At 47.6% G+C, this 15,613-nt stretch carries 14 protein-coding genes; 6 read left to right on the top strand and 8 right to left on the bottom strand.

Annotation, left to right across the window (positions count from 1 at the left end):
* Positions 1-3: 3 nt before the first annotated feature.
* The 6 genes from L4D06_RS03765 to csrD form a co-directional block, all read right to left on the bottom strand.
* Positions 4-837 (bottom strand): ExeA family protein, encoded by an 834-nt coding sequence (locus tag L4D06_RS03765; RefSeq protein WP_274162970.1) that lies wholly within the window; start codon positions 835-837, stop codon positions 4-6.
* A gap of 16 nt (positions 838-853) precedes the next feature.
* Complete coding sequence (gene mshL / locus L4D06_RS03760; protein WP_429738013.1) at positions 854-2,464, bottom strand: pilus (MSHA type) biogenesis protein MshL; 1,611 nt, start codon at positions 2,462-2,464, stop codon at positions 854-856.
* 5 nt (positions 2,465-2,469) lie between these two features.
* Positions 2,470-2,796, bottom strand: coding sequence for an MSHA biogenesis protein MshK (locus L4D06_RS03755; RefSeq protein ID WP_429737921.1), 327 nt, complete (start codon positions 2,794-2,796; stop codon positions 2,470-2,472).
* On the bottom strand, positions 2,780-3,436 hold the full coding sequence (locus L4D06_RS03750; protein ID WP_429737920.1) for a type II secretion system protein GspM: 657 nt from the start codon (positions 3,434-3,436) through the stop codon (positions 2,780-2,782). Before L4D06_RS03750 ends, L4D06_RS03755 begins: the two co-directional genes overlap by 17 nt.
* The gene (locus tag L4D06_RS03745) at positions 3,433-4,884 is read right to left on the bottom strand and encodes a type IV pilus biogenesis protein PilM (protein WP_429737919.1); all 1,452 of its coding nucleotides are present in this window, start codon (positions 4,882-4,884) and stop codon (positions 3,433-3,435) included. The genes L4D06_RS03750 and L4D06_RS03745 overlap by 4 nt, the downstream gene beginning before the upstream one ends.
* Before the next feature lie 156 nt (positions 4,885-5,040).
* Positions 5,041-6,993 (bottom strand): RNase E specificity factor CsrD, encoded by a 1,953-nt coding sequence (gene csrD, locus L4D06_RS03740; protein WP_429737918.1) that lies wholly within the window; start codon positions 6,991-6,993, stop codon positions 5,041-5,043.
* 191 nt (positions 6,994-7,184) lie between these two features.
* Between csrD and L4D06_RS03735 the strand changes: the two genes are divergently transcribed.
* Complete coding sequence (locus L4D06_RS03735) at positions 7,185-8,063, top strand: LysR family transcriptional regulator (RefSeq protein ID WP_274162975.1); 879 nt, start codon at positions 7,185-7,187, stop codon at positions 8,061-8,063.
* 64 nt (positions 8,064-8,127) lie between these two features.
* On the opposite strand, the gene L4D06_RS03730 is transcribed toward L4D06_RS03735, so the two are convergent.
* A complete protein-coding gene (locus L4D06_RS03730) occupies positions 8,128-8,691 on the bottom strand; it encodes a YbhB/YbcL family Raf kinase inhibitor-like protein (RefSeq protein WP_429737917.1) in 564 nt (187 codons plus the stop codon).
* 170 nt (positions 8,692-8,861) lie between these two features.
* A complete protein-coding gene (locus L4D06_RS03725) occupies positions 8,862-9,389 on the bottom strand; it encodes a single-stranded DNA-binding protein (RefSeq protein ID WP_274162977.1) in 528 nt (175 codons plus the stop codon).
* A gap of 400 nt (positions 9,390-9,789) precedes the next feature.
* On the opposite strand from L4D06_RS03725, the gene L4D06_RS03720 reads away from it, so the two are divergent.
* The 5 genes from L4D06_RS03720 to L4D06_RS03700 all read left to right on the top strand — a co-directional run bounded on the left by L4D06_RS03720 (position 9,790) and on the right by L4D06_RS03700 (position 15,343).
* Positions 9,790-10,467, top strand: coding sequence for a LuxR C-terminal-related transcriptional regulator (locus tag L4D06_RS03720; RefSeq protein ID WP_274162978.1), 678 nt, complete (start codon positions 9,790-9,792; stop codon positions 10,465-10,467).
* 247 nt (positions 10,468-10,714) lie between these two features.
* Positions 10,715-11,332 (top strand): calcium-binding protein, encoded by a 618-nt coding sequence (locus tag L4D06_RS03715; RefSeq protein WP_274162979.1) that lies wholly within the window; start codon positions 10,715-10,717, stop codon positions 11,330-11,332.
* A gap of 272 nt (positions 11,333-11,604) precedes the next feature.
* Positions 11,605-12,222 (top strand): calcium-binding protein, encoded by a 618-nt coding sequence (locus L4D06_RS03710; protein WP_274162980.1) that lies wholly within the window; start codon positions 11,605-11,607, stop codon positions 12,220-12,222.
* 122 nt (positions 12,223-12,344) lie between these two features.
* On the top strand, positions 12,345-14,054 hold the full coding sequence (locus L4D06_RS03705) for a type I secretion system permease/ATPase (protein ID WP_274162981.1): 1,710 nt from the start codon (positions 12,345-12,347) through the stop codon (positions 14,052-14,054).
* Entirely contained in the window at positions 14,054-15,343 is a 1,290-nt protein-coding gene (locus L4D06_RS03700) for an HlyD family type I secretion periplasmic adaptor subunit (protein WP_274162982.1), read from the top strand. Before L4D06_RS03705 ends, L4D06_RS03700 begins: the two co-directional genes overlap by 1 nt.
* Positions 15,344-15,613: the final 270 nt, after the last annotated feature.

Genomic DNA, 15,613 nt, shown 5'->3' with positions numbered 1-15,613 from the left:
GTCCTAGCCCCACAACGCATGCAGCGCGGTGTGCTGCTTGGCGAGCGGAGTGTCTTTAATGGCTAAGCGCACAGCATGGCTAGACACTTTGCGTTGTCCTTTCCCGTAGCTAAGCAGCAATGCTTTATGACAAAGCTGATGCACCAAACGAGGAATACCGTGGCTTGCAACCCAAATTCGTCGCTTAGTCCAAACGCTAAACAAGCGGCGTGACGCGCCCTGCTCTTTCAGACGGTGATCGATATAGGCAGAAGCTTCTGCAAAGGTCAGCGGTTCTAACTGTGCACTGAAACTAATTCGTTGTAACAATTGACGCATGTTGTGCTGAGATAGGCGCTCATCAAGCTCTGGCTGACCCAGCATGATCAATTGGATCAGCTTGTGTTGTTCCGTTTCCAAGTTGCCGAGCAATCGAATGGCTTCAAGCACATCATCGGGCAGTGTCTGCGCTTCATCGCACAAGATCACCACACGCTTGCCTTGATATGCTGCGTCGATAGCAGCACGTTGGATAGCACTCAATAATTTGTCTGATGGCAAATCGCTATCAATGCTAAGTTCATCGGCGATCATGCGATGCAAGCTGGCGACGGTGTTGGCGGGGTTAGGTAAAAATACCAACGTGAATGACATCGACAGCGCTTTTACCAGCAGGCGACACACCATGGTTTTCCCAGTACCCACTTCACCTGTCACTTTGACTAAGCCTTCTCCCATTTCCATCGCCGAGACGCACGTATTAATGGCGTCCACGTGCGAGCGGACACCAAAAAAGCTTCGGGTGTCCGGCGTTAAGCTGAATGGAGAGGCATTGAGGCCAAAGTGTTCCAAATACATGAGCATTCAGTAACAGTTAGTTTTCCGGGAACCAATCATTAAGCAAATCACGTGAGCGCTGAATTTCTTCTTGCCACGTTTGCTCGCCGACGACCGATGGTTGCAGCAAAATAACCAGTTCAGTTTTTTGCTTCATACGGTTCACGTTACGGAAGAAATGTCCCAGCCCTGGAATATCACCAAGCAACGGGACTTTTGACACCATCTCTTCATAGCTTGATTTCATCAAGCCACCGATCACCACCACATCGCCCGAGCGGGCATGGATAATAGAATCTGATTCACGGATCGAGGTCTTAGCCAACGGCAAAACATAAGGCTGAGAAGCGCTGCCTAGCTGAATGGTTTTCTCTTCCGTCACCACATCAATCACCGCAGGGTGAACATGCAGTAATACGCCGTTGTCGTCGTCAATTTGTGGCGTCACATCCAGCGAGATACCAGAGAAGAACGGGGTTAATTCAATGTTTGGGCCTGATTCAGAGTTGTCGCCCGAAGAATCACTCGACGAAATGTCGGTCACGAAATACTCGTCACCACCCACTTTGATCACCGCTTTTTGATTGTTCGCTGCTGTAACACGAGGGCTAGAGAGCACATTCACATCACCTTGGGTATCAAGGAAACTCAGCACGGCATCGAAGTGGCCGTCAGTGATAGTGACATTGGTTTGACCGCCAATCACATTGGAAATCAAATCACCGGCAAGATCAGAAATGGGACGGCTAACGCTGATACCACCACTGCCTATCGATTGGCTGATGTTGGACCAATTGACACCTTGCTGGTAGCCATCACTCAAGGTCACTTCCAGAATTTTTGCCTCAAGGATCACCTGACGCTTTAGTCGCTTTTGGGATGCATCAAGGAAGCGTTTCACTTCACGCAATTCGTTCGGGTACGCTTTTACCGTGATCAGACTCGCTTGCGGCGACACCACGATACTGCGCCCTTCACCCGTGCCAATCATAGCGCCGACGGCGCGTTCTAGTTGCACCCAAAAGCTGCTTTCTGAACGCGTTTCGATGACTGTGCCACCCGTGGGTACCGATGTACGCTCGGTGCTTTCGCTGTCACCACTTGATGAACTGGAATCGGTAGATATCGCCCCCGTGCTGATCGAGGTAAGCGAGACACCTGAGCGTTGCAGTTGCAAATAATCAACAGGGAAGGTTTCAGAGCGAAGCGTGGCAGGGAAAACTTGGATCAATCGTCCTTGGATCTCCACGTTATAGCCGTAGATATCCGACACCACATCCAGCGCTTCTGTCACCGTCACATCTTTCAGCGAAACCGTCACCTTGCCGCTAACATCCGGATGCATCACGAGGTTGTAGTCAGTACCTTGCACCAAGCTACCAAAAAAGGCTTTCGCATCGACATGATTGGCATTAATACGTAAACGGTTTTCCACTATGTCGCCGCTACCGGACACATCTGAAAAATCGCCCATAAGATCTTGAGACACCGCATCAGGGAGATCAGAAAGAGGCTGACCACTGTTTTGGGCGTACGCTTGATTTAGCGCTTCTTGTACTTCTGTCGGTTGGTTATGCCCAACACTTTGGCATGCAGACAAAAGCAGACTAGTGATGAAGACTATCAATGGTTTATTCAAAAAATTCATCTTATTCACTGTACTACCTGCTCATTAAATACTGTCAGTGACCAATGTCGCTCGCCGCGTTTTAGCGTCACACTGTTGTCATGAATTGCGCTGATGAAATAGCCATTAATTGACTGCCCTTTGCTGACACTTCGGCCATTAATGACTGCCGAACACGCATTGTTACCACCACACAAAATGGCATCCAATCGGGGTAGACGATACGTCTTGGTTTTGGTTGCTTTGCTGGGAGCTTCATAACCCAGCGGCGCCGTCGGGTCGCTCTGTGCAAAGACGCCAAAAGACAGTGAAGTAAGTGCAACAATGGCAACCCATTTACTCAACGCTTTCATTCGCACCTCCAATAAACACGGCGCTTTCACCCAAGGTGTAAACTTGCAGAGTCACTTCAGCCCATGGGTATTCGGTGACACGATAATCAACCTGCTTCCAGTAATACTTCACTGGCAAGGCTTCAAGTGCCGCCAAGTATTCCACGATGTCGAAAAATCGCCCCTTAAGTGTCAATTCAATGGGATGGATGAAATAGCCCGCATCATCGGTATGTGTCAGCTGTTGTGCAGGCAGTGAAGTCATGGATAGCAGTGTCAAACGATCCGATTGCTTCAGCACGCTTTCCATCAAACCTGCCATTTTATCTGCGCTCACTAGGCCTTCCACTTTGTCAGCCATGCGCACGTCAAGGTCGGCAAGTTCTTGAGATAAATCGGCTAACTTTTGTTCAAGTTCAGCATTCGGCGACACGCTCAACTTGTCTTGTTTAAGTTGGTTGAGCGTTAAAAAATCTTGCGTACTTTGCTGCTGTTGCGCGATTTGGCCAGTCAGTTGATTCAAGGTTTTAGTCATCGGTTCAATAAACAACAACATGCCAATGGCTAAAATGCCCCCCCAGCCTGCCAATGCAATAAGCCACTGCTCGCGGGGAGAAAGCACATCGAAGCCTTGCTTTAAGCGTTCAATCAATGCGTTCATTTCTCGGCCTCTCCTTTCTCACGTTTAGCATTCAAGCTAAATGCAAGACGTTCGTTTTCATCACGGGTTAGCGCCATTTTTTCAAACACACGTCCAGACAGCGGTTTTTGTGTTTGGAAACTTTGTAACCATGCAGGAACAGAGGAAGGCGTGGCAGCAAGTCCCTTGATATCAAGCGTGTCTAGCCCTATCGCAATCTCAGACACGGAAATATCTCGACGTGAAAGATCAGATAGCGCTCGAAAAACCGAGGCATAACCTTGTTGTAGCGCGGCGTCATGAACCGCAACCGCTTCTAGCGCTTTTTGTCTTGATGTGATCGCCGCTTCGGCTCGACTAACGTCATTCAACATATTGAGCGATGGCACATGCAGCGCTAACTGATCGTTAAGATGATTCGACGCAGACTCCGCCACGCTACGCGACTGCGTGGCAGTTTCTAATGCCTTGTTCGATTGGGACACTTGCCACTGTTGGTAAGCAGCCACTAACACAATCAATAGCCCTGTCAGCCCCCAAATCAGCAGCATTTTTTCAAAGGTAAGAAACGCACGACTGGGTGAGAGATCGTCACTGAAAAGGTTAATATCAGGCGAGCAATCGCGGTTGAGAGCCGCCAATGCAATATGCTGTTGGTGCTCACCCGTCTCAAACAATGTTTGAGGACGAACAGACACCGATAGTCGAGAAGAAAGCTGAAAAGCAAGCTCGGTATCATCAACGCCTTGTACGCCAACAACTAAACCGCTGACATTGGCATGCTTTAGCTGCGAACGCAGATAATCTAATGAGCGCTGTATTTCTAGTGCCAAATCGTCAATCACCAAAGGGGGTAACTGATCCCCTTCAATCATCATGCCTCGCACTTGGCGCTGAAAGCACAGTTTTCCTTGGTCAAAAACCGCTATTTGTAACACTCCCTGACCATCACGCGTCAGGACCATTTCAGCTTTGTCTAATTGCGTCCACTGGCGTAATACCACATCTTCAGGCGATACCGCTGTCAATTTGCACTGGCGCTTTTCAAGAGCAGCATTGAATTGAAGCAAAGGTTGTTTGTGACAAACAAACGCTTGAAAACGGTTCGCAATCGGAGAAGAAAAACCATCTGCGACAATGTCGGACGGTGAGTCGGACAGGAAGTCTTTGAGCTTGAATGGCAACGCCGCTCGAATGTCTTCTTGAGACAATTTCGGGTCATCAATTAATAGCGTTTGATAAAGGCCATGCCCCAAGACTAAATGAATATCAGATTTGGTGATTTCATGGCGATTTAGCAGCTGCAATGCTGCAGACCAAGGGGCAGTATCTGTGACTGATTGAGCGTCTACCTGCGCGACGCCATTATTTTGATAACCAATGACGACCTGACTGACAGATACGACAAGGCTAACAACATTTCGCTGCCTTGATGAAGAAAAACGCGCAAGAAGAGTGGAAACGGCCATTTACGACTAATAGTTACTCAATACTGTTACAAAAATGTGGGCGCCAAACCAACTTGGCATACAGCATACTCTATCAAAATTCCCGCCAAAAAATAAGTGCAGCGGCGACAATTTCATGACGCAATTGACTGATTTGTAAACACCGCGCGAGTTAGATCATTTTTTACGCCAACGCTGGCGTTTTAAGGTGGCGGGGCTTGAGGAAAGCTCGGCACCAAGGAAGCGGCCTTGACCCCCTTGTACACCGAGTTGCATTAAGACATTCCATTCATGTTCAGACTCTACGCCTACGGCTAATACCTCCGTTGATGTCGGCTCACAAGCGCCGAGCATACTACGTACATAAAGCTGGTTTTCTGGACGTTGATGAATATCTCGAATGAGGCTTCGATGAAGTTTGATGTACTTAGGTTGAATGTCTTTAACGTAGTGGGTACTCACCACTGAACGACCTGCTTGATCGACCACCAAAGCACAGCCTAGCGCTCGCATCATTCGTAAGGTTGGTCGTACCGCATCAAAATGCTGTACCAATGGGCCTTCAGATATTTCAAATTGCATACGGTTGAGCACACTGCGAGGTGTTTGCAATAACACATCTCGAAGCCATCTCTGGAAGGCGCGTTGACGCAAAGATTCTGCGCAAATGTTCAATGAAAGTACTTCTCGACCATCACCGTTACGTAATTGATGAAGCGTTTTGGTGACGACATTGCGATCAAGCGTGGTGTTCATTCCCACCAGCTCGACACCATTCAAGAAACGAGAAGCCTTAATAATGAGTCCATTTTCATCTTTTATTCGGGCCAATAGTTCCGTATGCAGTAGTTCGCCGTGTACATCTTTGACCACTTGTCGATAGAGCTCTGGCCCACCACTTTCGAACACTCGGGTGAGCAATGTACGCCAACGCACGCTACCTCGTGCGTCATCCGCAGCCACGTCTTTCTTAAACGCATGCCAACCATTGCTTCCTTGTAACACGGCGCTTCGCTTGGCCATATCAACTTCTTCCATCAAGCGCCCACGTCGCTCTCCAGTACTGAAAAACGTCATGCCCATGTGCGCCCAACTATCTTCTTCTAACGGCTCAGGGGGCGACAGACGCGCCAGTGATTTCATCAGTTGGTTGGCAAAAAGACGGGTGTCTTTTGCTGACTGGTGCGTCAGCAATAGGGCAAACTCGGTGTCGTAATATCGTGCTAACACGGCATCAGGAAAACGTTGGACCGCATTTGACAATACATTGCCCACTTCCTTGACCCATTCATCCGCCCCTGACTTGCCGACTTCCTGTGTAAGACTTTCCCAGTCGCCAATACGCAACATCAACACAGCACCTTGTGCACCTTTGTCTTGCAGCAAGGTTTGCAGGCGGTTATCAAACATCACGCGGTTTGCTGCACCTGTGAGTTTATCCAAGAAGGTATTGGTTCGAATGAAGGTATCAAAGCGGCTACGTTCTTGACGAGCATCTCGAAGCTCAATCAGCATTTGATCGAGCGCAATACTGGCCGTAGACGGCCATTCCCGGTCGTCGCCGGTTTGAACGTCTTCCGCTCGTCCCGCTAAAATCAACCGTCCACGGTGTTCAAGTAATTCCGCACCTAGCAACTGGATCCTTAACCATTTTATCCCCCACGTCAGTGCCAACACGATAATAAGCACAGCGAGAGATAACGAAGACATTGCACCAATGGAGTAGGCGAAATCCGCATAAGGCGGCACAGAACGAATTTTGATGTAGAAGCCGGGATTACTCGGCAAGTCATAGTGGTTTTCTATCAATTCCAGCGGTTTAACCGCCGTTTTCACCTGCTCATAACGGTAGAGCATGCCCGTTTTACTGCTAATTTCCAGTTCAACAACATCACTGGCCTTTAACAATTGAGGTAACCATAAACCAATGTTTTCGTTCGATGTCGGATTGGCAATGGCGTGATCAATTTCAGCCACCACTTTGCCAAGGTAATGAGAAAGAAAATCCGTGCCTAATTTGCGGAAACTGACTGCCCCGCCGATAAACAAGACGAACATGGCACAGACCACAATTAACGTAACGAAAGCGACTAACCGATTGGTTAGCTTCATCCCTGCAACTTTTCTCATTCTATATCCAACTCAAGGCGTGTGCCGTTCAGTATTCAGCATGTTAAAAACGTATATCCAAACCACCAAAAAAGAGGGAGAAATCAGGTAGTTTGGGTATGGCGCTTTTTTACGCCGCGTAATTAGTTATTATCGTGCTTCACGGAACGAAAGTGAACGCAAACTCGATACTCAACCAAAAGAATCAAGAGATGGATTGGATAACCTGCGCCAAAAGCTACATTACCGTTGTCGACATGGGGTCATTGGCACAAGCCGCCACTAAACTCAACACCTCAAGCTCTGCACTATCAAAGCGCTTGGCTTGGTTAGAAAACCAACTGGGTGTGCAGCTACTAAAACGAACGACGCGCAACCTCACGATGACAGATGCTGGACGCTTGTTTTATCAACGCGGAAAATTGTTACTCGACGATTGGACACAGTTGGTGTCTGAAACGACGTCCACGTATGGCGAAGTCAGTGGTGTATTACGCATTGGCGCACCTCTTGCGACAGGCAGTCGGCTATTGGTGAACAACATAGGGGAGTTTCTTTCTGCTTACCCCAACATACAGGTAGAACTTCATACGCTGGCGCCAGGGCAACTGCCCGATCCTCACTTGGATATTGTGATTACCCGTGAACTGGCTGACTTTAACTCCGCCAGTTTTATTGCAACGAAACTGTTTGATTTTCAGCCGCGATTTTTTGCCTCGCCCACTTACCTTGCGCAGCATCCACCAATTATCGAACCCGAACAGTTACTGCAACATAACTGCTTGCTTTATGGCTCGACGAGTCACCCTCAGGAACATGAGTTTGAACACGGCCGACGTTTACTGTTAACCGGTAACTTTGTTTCGCCAAACCCAGAAGCTTTGGTGAATGCCGCTGTCGCGGGGTTAGGGATCATTCTGGTTGGAGATGTCACCATCAGAAAAGAGCTAGACCAAGGGCTGCTTGTTCCCGTTTTGTCGGATGTTCGCCAGCCCAAAAGCCCCGCTTACGCCTACTACCCAAAGCTCGAATACAATCACACGAAAACCCGCTTGTTCATCGATTTCATCAAGCAAAAAGTCGTGCAGTAATCACCCGCCAATTGGCCTGATTGGCTCGATATGAGAGCTTACTGACTCGCAGGATCAGGCGACACTACTTACGCGCATTGGTTGGCGCGATTAACTGCGCTTCTCCTATTCGGTGTTGAAGAATGTAATACCCCGCTAACGCGGGAGAGCCGTTAACAGGCACACCGAGTTTTTCAACATCCAGAGCATACACGGTAATTTGATAATTATGAGGAGACGCTTTCGGCGGAGGACAAGCACCACCAAAGCCATGAAATCCAAAATCATTGCTCTGCATTTGTGCGCCTGCTGGCATTAATTTTCCATCTTCATTACCCGCATCAAGTGGCAATTGGTTAACACCCGCAGGAATATTGATCATCACCCAATGCCACCACCCGCTCCCTGTTGGTGCATCAGGGTCGTACATCGTCACGGCAAAGCTTTTGGTTCCTTCGGGGATATCTGTCCACGTCAATTCAGGAGACATATTCTCTCCCTGACAATCCCATTGATTGAATATTTGCTGAGACTTTAGCGTCTCACCTTCAACAACTTGAGGGCTGACCAATGTCATGGCTGATGCACTCATGGAAAGCCACGTAAGGGATATCGCGGCACTCAGGCAATGTTGAGTCAAACGGTTCATATCATCTCTCCGGCTATGGCAAATAAAGCCACAAGAGTATTGCTGCAATAGCCGAGATCATGCGGCTCATTCTTGATACTCGTTTCATTTAGTCCTTGTATCGAAAAGCTCACACTCTAGAAACGAAAAACCCCGCAAAAGCGGGGTTTTTGAATCGGTTTGTCTGACAATTAGAACGGAATATCGTCGTCAAAGTCAGGCATATCGTTGTACTGTTGCGGCGCTTGCTGTTGAGGCGGTTGCTGCGGCGCTTTCTGCGCTGGTTGCTGCTGGTAAGCTGGCTGCTGCGGTTGACCCCAGTTGCCTTGTTGTGAACTTTGCTGCGCAGGTTGACCTTGGCCACCCATGCCACCACCAGAACGGCTATCTAGCATTTGCATTTCATTCGCAACGATTTCAGTCGTGTAACGATCTTGGCCATCTTGACCCTGCCATTTGCGCGTTTGCAAACGACCTTCCAAGTACACTTTTGACCCTTTTTTCAGGTATTCACCCGCGATTTCAGCCAAACGACGGTACATCACCACACGGTGCCATTCTGTCATTTCTTTGTTTTCACCAGTGTTCTTGTCACGCCACGTTTCTGAGGTCGCAACAGTCAAATTGGCAACCGCACCGCCATTTGGCAGATAGCGAACTTCAGGATCGTTACCCAAGTTGCCAATCAAAATTACTTTGTTTACACCACGGCTGGCCATATTTTGCTCCCAAACCTTCTTCATTGCGTTATCAGTTTCTTTGCGGCGATACGCGCAAAGACGATATTTAGACCGCGATGATAACAGAAGCCTGAGCATTGTTCACAGGCTTTCAATTGAAACTTAGAACACCGTATTGCTTGTGTCGCAACATGATGAAAACCTCGCAATATTGTTGAAACGGGCCAGACAGAAATCAGCGATATCAACCAATTTGTATTAGACTTACAAAGAGCTTGCTAGAGTCGCCGTTGCCAACGCTTCGTTAGTAAGTTCAAAAAATGATACGAATGGCTTTCTGATTGCGCTTTAGAATGCTGCGGAAAACATGGTTAATCTGTTACTGTTGACATGTTACACAAAAGCGCAACATCTTCATCAAAAGCATTTAGGGATACACATGCAAACCATTGAGACTACTTCTGATAAATACACGATTCTTCTCGTGTCGGAACCAAGCATGACGATCACCGCGTTAATTTCATGCTTGGAAAAAGAGATTAAAAGTAGTGTGTCTTTAGTCGAGAAGCAGGGCATCGCTGACGATTTAGCGACGTCATCAGGACTGGTCTTGATCGATTTAAGTGCTTTTGAAGGCGATACCGTCAATTTTGTTAAGCAAAGTCTCTCTCCGTTTAGCGAGCAGCATGTTTTTGCGCTTTTTAACGCACATGATTTGTCAGCAAAAGAGCTGGCTAGTTGGCCGTTTATTAAGGGTGTGTTTAGAAAAGAAGATGATCTTGAGCACCTTTGCCACGGTATCGAAAAAATGCTTTCAGGTGAGTATTGGTTGCCAAGGCAAAAACTGGCGGAATTGATTCACTACTATCAACAGAACAACAGCAATACCATCGACTACTCTGAAATCTGCTTAACAAATCGTGAGCAGCAGATCTTACGCAAACTTGTCACTGGTGCCTCAAACAGCGAGATTGCAGATGGCCTGTTTGTATCAGAGCATACGGTAAAGTCGCATTTGTATAATATTTTCAAAAAAATAAATGTAAAAAACCGAGTCCAAGCCGTCTTTTGGGCAAAAAATAACCTCTCCGTCATCGGGCTTGATTACCAAGGATGATGTATCAATAAATAATTTCCCCATAGAAATTCCCTCGTACATCGTCATAAAAGAGACGATCCCGTTCTCATTTTCACCTCATAATATTAGTCGCAATGCGTAGCAAGCCGTTTCAAATAATTCCTCATAAGTAGCTTGCCGCGTTGCAGTATGCAAAGGTGCGAGGACTACAAATTCAGTGTCGATGTCCGCATCCCATCTATTCGCTTTAAGACTTAGGTATATTCAATAATAGAGGGTTAGCATTATGGCTATTGTATTAGGTACTGACCTAGTGGATACACTAGACGGTACCAATGAAAGTGAACTAATCATTGGCTTCTTCGAAGACGATGTCATTGTCGGCTACGATGGCGATGATTTCATTTGGGGGGGTCGTGGTAACGACAGAATCACTGGTGGTGCTGGTGATGATCGTGTAGCGGGCGGCGAAGGTGACGATCGCGTGGCTGGGGGTAGCGGTGACGATATCCTTTTAGGCGGCAAAGGCGATGACGTCGTCTTAGGCGGTACTGGCAACGATAAACTGTATGCGGTGTCAGGCAATGACAAGCTATATGGCGGAGCCGGTGACGATTGGCTAATTAGCGGCAGCGGCGACGACTTCATGTTTGGTGGTTCAGGAGCTGATGTGTTCAGATTCGACAACATCCTGGGCACCCAAACAGGTCACGACCGAGTGGTTGATTTTGAAGTAGGTATCGACTCAATCTTTATCAGAGCAACAGGTGATACTGACTTCGACTCTCTGGCTATCAGCCAAGTCGGAAGCTACACCTTGGTGGATTTAGCTGACGGTTCAAGTTTTATCCTGAACGGTATCACGGCAACAGATCTAACTGCTGACGACTTCCACATCGTTTAAGACAAAAGCAACAATCACCTAGGCAATAAGCAATAGGCTTATTGCCTATTTTATCCCGTTGTAATTGAAATGATTTTCGCTCACCCCCCCAGCCCTCCCTAGAATCGGTGCGTTATTTCACTCTGTCGCTCACTACTAAGACACCTTTTTTATGTCAACTCAGTCAAAGTGTTACCCGCTTAACTTGGCGCGTTCAACAATCGCTGTTATCGAACCTGCCAACAGAAATGATCTCAAGTAAGAGCACACAATTTAAAGAGAAGGAAGTGGTAATGACGGACATTAATGGAACTATAGACGCTGATGTGCTGGATGGAACCAACAACGAAGACCTCATTTATGGCTTAGATGGTGATGATCGCATCATCGGCTTCGGCGGTGATGACACAATTTTTGGTGGCAAGGGTGACGATTTCATCATTGGTGGCAAAGGTGATGATGTAGTCAGAGGCGGAAGTGGCGATGATCTAATACGCGGCGGCACTGGCAACGACACGCTTTACGCTGGCGTAGGCAATGATTATGTCTTAGGCGGCACTGGCAACGACACGATTTATGGTAATTCAGGCTCCAATCGACTGTATGGTGGCTCGGGTGATGACAAGTTAGTGAGTGGCACGGGTGACGACTTTTTGTTTGGTGGCAGTGGCGCTGACACCTTCATGTTCGACAACATCCTCGATACTCACACTGGCAATGACCGCATTGTGGACTTTGAGGTGGGTATTGACACTATATTCATCCGCGCAACGGGAGATACTGACTTTGATTCACTCGCACTGACTCAGGTTGGCAACAATACGGTGATTGACCTTGCCGACGGTTCAAGTGTCATTTTGAATAATGTCTCCAGTACGGAGCTCTCCGCTGACGACTTTCATATCGTCTAATTTAACCAAGCTATACTCAAGGCAATCGGTCAATGAGCTGGTTGCCTTTTTTTAGAGATCATTTGTGTAGTCGCATGGTTGCAGTATCAACAACCTAATGATCCAACGTCAATGGATACGACATGTCTCTTTCTACAGAAAAACAACTTCAAACGACCATAGAGCAATGTAAAAAAGCATTGCTGTTTGTGATTGCATTCAGTTTTGTTATCAACATATTAGTATTGAGTGTGCCGCTCTACATGCTCCAAATATATGATCGTGTTATTAGTTCTCGCTCTATCGATACCCTTGTTCTGCTCACAGCTATCACAATATTCGCACTGCTCACAATGGCAGTGCTGGAGAATGTGCGAACCCGAATCATGGTCAGAATTGGCGCATGGTTTGACCAGAGTTTATCGCCAGAGATTCTCAGTGGTAGCATTGCTTTGCAGCTACGACAGGGGCTATCAGCTTCCGTGCAAAGCTTAAGAGACATTGCCGCTATTCGAGCATTTATTGGTGGCAATGCAGTGATCCCTGCATTAGATGCGCCGTGGACACCTGTATTTCTGGCGTTCATATTCCTCTTGCACCCCCTACTTGGCATCATTGCGACAGCTGGTGCCATCGTCTTGTTTTGCATTGCTATTCTCAATGATGCTATCACTAGAAAGGCACACAAAACCGCCAATGAGTCAGCCATATTAGCCATGCAGCAAGCAGAATCTGCCGCTAGAAATGCTGATGCAATTGAAGCCATGGGCATCATGCCCAACTTCATCAGAAATTGGTCTGAATTAAACAACAAAAGCGTCGATAGCCAAGTCTCCGCAAACTCAAAGGGGGCTCTTCTCACTGCAACATCAAAATTTATAAGAATGTTGCTTCAGATCGCGATGCTTGGTGTCGGTGCATGGTTGGTCATTGAAGGTGAGCTAACTGCTGGTGCCATGATAGCTGGCTCAATTCTCATGGCGCGTGCGCTCGCACCTGTTGAACAGTCAATCAGTGCGTGGGGTACGGCAATTTCAGCAAGACAAAGCTACCAACGCCTGAAAGAACAAATCCCTGCTTTCCCTGAGCGCGCAAAGTCCATGCCTTTGCCAAAACCTCAAGGGTCTCTATCCGTAGAGAAAGTGACCTACTTTCATCCAGGGCAACCCGAACCTGTTTTGCATGGAATCACATTCAAAATTAACGCGGGTGAAGCCTTAGGCATTATCGGCCCATCTGGCACAGGTAAATCAACACTTGCACGGTTGATGCTCGGAAATCTCACCGCAAACGCAGGCACGATACGATTAGACAATATGGACGTCGCGAAGTGGGACCCTGATGACCTCGGCCCTCACTGTGGCTATTTGCCGCAAGATGTTGAGCTATTCCCTGGCACCATAAGGCAAAACATTGCTCGCATGTCCGATGGAGAGCCCGAGCTTGTTATTCAAGCTGCAAAACTCGCAGGTTGCCACGAGTTAATCCTGCGCCAACGACAAGGCTACGACACGGTAGTGGGTGAACGCGGCCTAGGCCTTTCTGGCGGTGAACGCCAACGTGTGGCGCTCGCACGAGCTTTATATGGCGACCCCAGCCTCGTTATTCTTGACGAAGCAAACGCCAATCTTGACGGTGTCGGAGAGGTCGCGCTGCAACGCGCCATTGCCTATTTAAAATCCCGCAAGGCGACCGTTATTTTGGTAGGACATAGACCAAGCATGATGCAATCCATGGATAAACTACTCGTATTACAAGACAGTCAAGTTCGCGCATTCGGTGAGCGTGATGAAGTGCTGAAGCCATTACTAGAACAAAGCGCTGCAATCTCGTCCAAAGGAGGGCAAAAATAATGGCCATTCCTGCTATTCGACAACTCGCCCTGTTTGGTTTTGGTGTCATTATCCTGTTTTTTGGCACATTCGGCGTTTGGGCGGTATTTAGCCCATTGGAAGGCGCATCTATTGCGCCAGGCGTTGTCACCGTAGATAGCCAACGCAAGACGGTTCAACATCTTGAAGGCGGCATCATCGACAAAATCGTGGTGACAGAAGGGGCGAATGTACAGAAAGGTGAAACACTGATTCTGCTTGATGACACACAGGCTAGCGGTCAGCTTGAACAATACACTAGTCGTCAACGCAATGCGCTTGCACGTGAGGCGCGCTTGATCGCCGAGCGTGACAATCTTGACTTCATTACGTTTTCTGAGCAACTGGAGTCAAATACGCAGGATTCACGGGTAGAGGAAATTTTGACCAACCAACGGCGAATTTTCAAAGCGAGAAATAATTTTTATGCGTCCCAACAAGAAGTGATCAAGACACAACTCGCCCAGAATCAAGCTGAATTAGACGGTCAAAAAAAGCGCCTTGAGATAGAAAAACGCCGCTTATCAATCATTGGGGAAGAGATCTCGGGTAACCGACAGCTCGCAGAAAAGGGCTACGTAAGCAAAACCCAAGTGTTGCGTTTAGAGCGGGAAGAAAGCCAGATATTAAGCACCATCAGCCAACTGCAATCTAACGCCAGTCGTTTAGCTCAAAACGTCGCGGAAAGCCGAGCTCAAATAAAAGAGCAGGAGTTGGAGAGAATTAAAGAAGTTGTGGAGCAGCTACGCGAAACGCGACAAGAACGTTACGAACTCGATGAGCAAGTCGCGGCAGCGAAAGATATTCTCAACCGCACCAAGATTGTCGCACCACTCTCAGGGACAGTATTAAATCTGCAAGTCTTCTCAGAGGAAGGGGTAATTTCACCCGGTCAACCACTACTCGATATTGTTCCAAATAACGAAAGCCTTGTCATTGAAGCGCGTGTCGACCCTTCTGACATTGATCAAGTTCGGTCAGGAATGAAAGCGCAGATCCGCCTCACAGCACTTAGCATGCGCAGTATAAAGCCTCTTGATGGAGAGTTGCTCACGATTTCAGCAGATAGATTGGTCGATGAGCAATCCGGCTTAGCCTATTACCTTGCCAGAGTAGAACTCATCAACAGTGCCACCGATCTTCTGAATGGCATCGTTTTGTACCCAGGTATGCAAGCGGAAGTCATGTTGCTCACTGAGCCCCGCACTCCCATCGAGTATCTGGCGAAACCTCTCACGGAAAGTTTAAATCGCGCATTTCGCGAAGAGTGAACGTGGTCATCAAGCCTCATGCTTACTTAGTATTTATGCATGAGACTTGAAAGTACCCAAATCAATTTAGACTGAGCGCACGAACCCAAAACGTTGCTGTACATCTACTTTCTGAGCTATGAACAAGGAAAAAAGAGACATAGATAACACTTACAGACCTGCATTTTAAGCCAGTTTACAAGACGATTCGTGCATAAATATCTAGCAGTATTCACATTGCACGTAAAAATCCGACAAACTTCATCTTCTTTCTTTGCTCTCGGCCTGTTC

The sequence above is a fragment of the Enterovibrio makurazakiensis genome (genome assembly GCF_050336585.1).
GTDB lineage: Bacteria > Pseudomonadota > Gammaproteobacteria > Enterobacterales > Vibrionaceae > Enterovibrio > Enterovibrio gelatinilyticus.
The sequence above is the reverse complement of the archived record's forward strand: the minus strand, read 5'-3'. Positions and strand labels throughout refer to the sequence as shown.

Bases quoted from the DNA above. Each gene is read 5' to 3' on its own strand.
- L4D06_RS03765 (WP_274162970.1), bottom strand. From the start codon at position 837: ATGTATTTGGAACACTTTGGCCTCAATGCCTCTCCATTCAGCTTAACG.
- mshL (WP_429738013.1), bottom strand. From the start codon at position 2,464: ATGAATTTTTTGAATAAACCATTGATAGTCTTCATCACTAGTCTGCTT.
- L4D06_RS03755 (WP_429737921.1), bottom strand. From the start codon at position 2,796: ATGAAAGCGTTGAGTAAATGGGTTGCCATTGTTGCACTTACTTCACTG.
- L4D06_RS03750 (WP_429737920.1), bottom strand. From the start codon at position 3,436: ATGAACGCATTGATTGAACGCTTAAAGCAAGGCTTCGATGTGCTTTCT.
- L4D06_RS03745 (WP_429737919.1), bottom strand. From the start codon at position 4,884: ATGGCCGTTTCCACTCTTCTTGCGCGTTTTTCTTCATCAAGGCAGCGA.
- csrD (WP_429737918.1), bottom strand. From the start codon at position 6,993: ATGAGAAAAGTTGCAGGGATGAAGCTAACCAATCGGTTAGTCGCTTTC.
- L4D06_RS03735 (WP_274162975.1), top strand. From the start codon at position 7,185: ATGGATTGGATAACCTGCGCCAAAAGCTACATTACCGTTGTCGACATG.
- L4D06_RS03730 (WP_429737917.1), bottom strand. From the start codon at position 8,691: ATGAACCGTTTGACTCAACATTGCCTGAGTGCCGCGATATCCCTTACG.
- L4D06_RS03725 (WP_274162977.1), bottom strand. From the start codon at position 9,389: ATGGCCAGCCGTGGTGTAAACAAAGTAATTTTGATTGGCAACTTGGGT.
- L4D06_RS03720 (WP_274162978.1), top strand. From the start codon at position 9,790: ATGCAAACCATTGAGACTACTTCTGATAAATACACGATTCTTCTCGTG.
- L4D06_RS03715 (WP_274162979.1), top strand. From the start codon at position 10,715: ATGGCTATTGTATTAGGTACTGACCTAGTGGATACACTAGACGGTACC.
- L4D06_RS03710 (WP_274162980.1), top strand. From the start codon at position 11,605: ATGACGGACATTAATGGAACTATAGACGCTGATGTGCTGGATGGAACC.
- L4D06_RS03705 (WP_274162981.1), top strand. From the start codon at position 12,345: ATGTCTCTTTCTACAGAAAAACAACTTCAAACGACCATAGAGCAATGT.
- L4D06_RS03700 (WP_274162982.1), top strand. From the start codon at position 14,054: ATGGCCATTCCTGCTATTCGACAACTCGCCCTGTTTGGTTTTGGTGTC.